This window comes from bacterium (assembly GCA_040755795.1).
Lineage (GTDB): Bacteria > UBA9089 > CG2-30-40-21 > CG2-30-40-21 > SBAY01 > JBFLXS01.
The window spans coordinates 1-2,811 of the sequence record JBFLXS010000470.1 but is presented as its reverse complement, the minus strand read 5'-3'; the positions used below and the strand labels follow the sequence as shown (position 1 = coordinate 2,811).

3 protein-coding genes are annotated in these 2,811 nt (G+C 38.4%); all 3 read right to left on the bottom strand.

From position 1 onward, the window contains the following. Positions 1-159: 159 nt before the first annotated feature. Positions 160-834 (bottom strand): DNRLRE domain-containing protein, encoded by a 675-nt coding sequence (locus tag AB1414_18480; protein MEW6609403.1) that lies wholly within the window; start codon positions 832-834, stop codon positions 160-162. Beyond that, positions 831-1,799, bottom strand: a complete 969-nt coding sequence (locus AB1414_18475) for a hypothetical protein (protein ID MEW6609402.1) — start codon at positions 1,797-1,799, stop codon at positions 831-833. The genes AB1414_18480 and AB1414_18475 overlap by 4 nt, the downstream gene beginning before the upstream one ends. A 78-nt stretch (positions 1,800-1,877) precedes the next feature. After that, the gene (locus AB1414_18470; protein ID MEW6609401.1) at positions 1,878-2,384 is read right to left on the bottom strand and encodes a helix-turn-helix domain-containing protein; all 507 of its coding nucleotides are present in this window, start codon (positions 2,382-2,384) and stop codon (positions 1,878-1,880) included. Between the last annotated feature and the right edge of the window lie 427 nt (positions 2,385-2,811).

Genomic DNA, 2,811 nt, shown 5'->3' with positions numbered 1-2,811 from the left:
TGAGTCATTGTCGAGAATACCTCCTTATTCTTTAGAAAGTTTTTAATCTTCTATAGGTATTCTCGGCATTTTTTCTCTTAAACTTTAATTTTTTTTGGATTGACCCCGCCAACATAAAGTTTAAATTCATCAATTCGGGGACACAATACTTATTTCCTTTTAATTAGTATTGTGTCCCCCGATTTTGATTTTTGTATTGTGTCCCCCGATTTTTTCCCCCGATTTTTTTTGTGTCCCCCGATTTTTTATCAAAGTAGGTGTACCATTTACCACTTTGCTCTCCTTAGAGTAATGGTATAACATATTCGTCCCTTCCACTTTTTCCGGATTAGGAATAAGCATCATTCCATAGTTCCAATAGGTACCTTTATGCCATTCTCTTACAAGATCTGTTACCCTCCATTTTTTCCAGCCGCCATCTCCTCCAGTGTAAGTACCATAATAAGATGGAGTACTATAATAATTAGATGAGTTATTCCATGTTGCCTCATTTTCTGACCAGCTCCATCCCATGCGATAGACATCGACAAATCTTGAAGCACTAGTGCCTATATATCCCCAACAGTACAGATATAGATCAGATTGAATGATTCTTTCAGTGATAGGAATTGAAGATATGTTAAATCTAAGTAGAATACGATCACGCCAGTCTTTCGCATTTCCAATTACCAAATCTGAGGAGGTTCCTCGAGTTGCATCAGGAAGTGCAGACATTATATATGTATCATCTGTGGGATACAACTCTAGAATTTTCCGAGCATCCGCATCCTTATTTGGATTAATTTGCCCGCCTAAAAGTAAAAATAGTATTAATAATTTTCCATTTAATTTCATTTCTCTCCATCCTCATTCTCATCAAGCTTCTTTTCATAATTTCGGGCAGGTGCCAGCTTTATTGCCTTTATTCCCGATATTCCTAATGATTCTGCATCTTCATAACTTAGATCTTTTAAATCTTTCTTTTTTTCAATAGTCTGACGAATAGGAGATGTTGGCATAATTGGTTCTGGCAGATTGATTGTCGGCAATTTGGGTAATTCAGAAGGTCCTACTCCAGGAGGAACCAAAGAAGGCTCCTTCTTTTGGTCTTCTTCTCTCACATACGGTCCTGGTCGAGATTCTGGTTCTCTATCACTCTTAACCACTGACTCGTGCCGTCCATCTTTTTCTGCTGCTTCATATGGATAATTTTTACCTGTGGATATCCATTTTCCATCTTTAAAATAGAACCAATTCCCATTTTCCTCTTTCATGTCCCATTCTTGAGGGTGTAGAAGTCTTTCCTGTCTCTCTCTTTCTATTCTATCCTTATACCATTCAAATCCTTTATCATCGAGACAAAATTTTGGAATATTAGCACTCCCGTCGTAAACAATCGTTGGGATATTCTCTTTTCCTGGAACAGGACTCCAAGCCGATACTGAAATTAAATATGTCCCTTCTTTTTCAATAATAAGATCTACATTAAATTTATGTTTTTCATCTTTTTTTACCTGACCCAGCTCAAATTTAGTTGGACCCAGGTATCTTATCCCTCCCCCCTCAAAGTCATCATTTCTATAATATCCAAATCCTACTTCCATTTTTGAAACATCAAGATCAGGCATTACCTCTGCACTCAAACTTATTACCTTTCCAAGTCTCAATTCGCCAGTGTATTGTAAGTTAACTTTGATATGTTGGGGTCTAGATGGCTTGGAGACAATATTTTTCTCCTTTCCATCACTCAAGCGATATGTGCCAAAAATCAAGATGCAACCCACAACAATCATTAACCCTAAAAAAATTCTTTTAATCATTTTACCTCACCTCCATAATTTGGGTAAATTGGGTAATTAGGTAACTCAGCAATTCGGGGACACAATACTTATTTCCTTTTAATTAGTATTGTGTCCCCCGATTTTGCTCCCCCGATTTTGCATTTGTCCCCCGATTTTGCATTTTGTTTTTTTTAACGTTCGCCGGACAGTCTGATCAGAAACCGATTCCACAACTTCCAAAGCAACCAATTCGTCTGCCAGCATCTTTAAACTCCACCTGGCACGACCAGACGGTGGTTCAGAACAGGCAATGGTTATCAGTTTCGCCTCTTTCTCGCCATCAAATATCCGCTTCCTGGAAGGTTCCTCCTGCCTCTTACGCTCAAGTGCTCCTTCTAATCCAAACTCCACAAAACGCTGACGCACATTACACACCGTATTCCGATGCACCGAAAAGGCTTCTGCAATCTCTTCATCTGACCACCCCAGCCCATCATTGACATCAGCCTTAAGAAGAATATGAGCATGCTTAATCTTGTATGCAACACTCTTCCCCTTGCTAATCAACTCCTCAAGCCCTTTACTCTCTTCTTCCGTAAGCCTAACAATATACTTCTTATCCATGACGATCCTCCTTTGGTTTTTGTTTACCTAAGGTATATATCGTCAAAATAACTCAATTACTAAAATTAAATGTCATGAAGCAATAGGATCAAATTCACAATTCAAGATACAATCCTCTCTTTGCAAAATTCTATTTTTCCAGCCTATTTTCTACCAATCACCTAAGGAGCAATTCGGGGACAGGAGCAATTCGGGGACACAATACTTATTTCCTTTTAATTAGTATTGTGTCCCCCGATTTTCTTTTTCGTTAATTAGTATTGTGTCCCCCGATTTTCGTGTGTCCCCCGATTTTCGTTTCTTGTGGATTTAATACCAAAAACGGTGCTATTGCTCTCACTACTCTTTTTGTTACCTATTACAACTTCCTTAGACCTCACCCTGGACTTGGTAACTCAGTCCCTATCCAACTTAAAAATTTACAAGA

Excerpts from the sequence above, each read along its gene's own strand:
- AB1414_18480 (MEW6609403.1), bottom strand. The coding sequence starts at position 834 with ATGAAATTAAATGGAAAATTATTAATACTATTTTTACTTTTAGGCGGG.
- AB1414_18475 (MEW6609402.1), bottom strand. The coding sequence starts at position 1,799 with ATGATTAAAAGAATTTTTTTAGGGTTAATGATTGTTGTGGGTTGCATC.
- AB1414_18470 (MEW6609401.1), bottom strand. The coding sequence starts at position 2,384 with ATGGATAAGAAGTATATTGTTAGGCTTACGGAAGAAGAGAGTAAAGGG.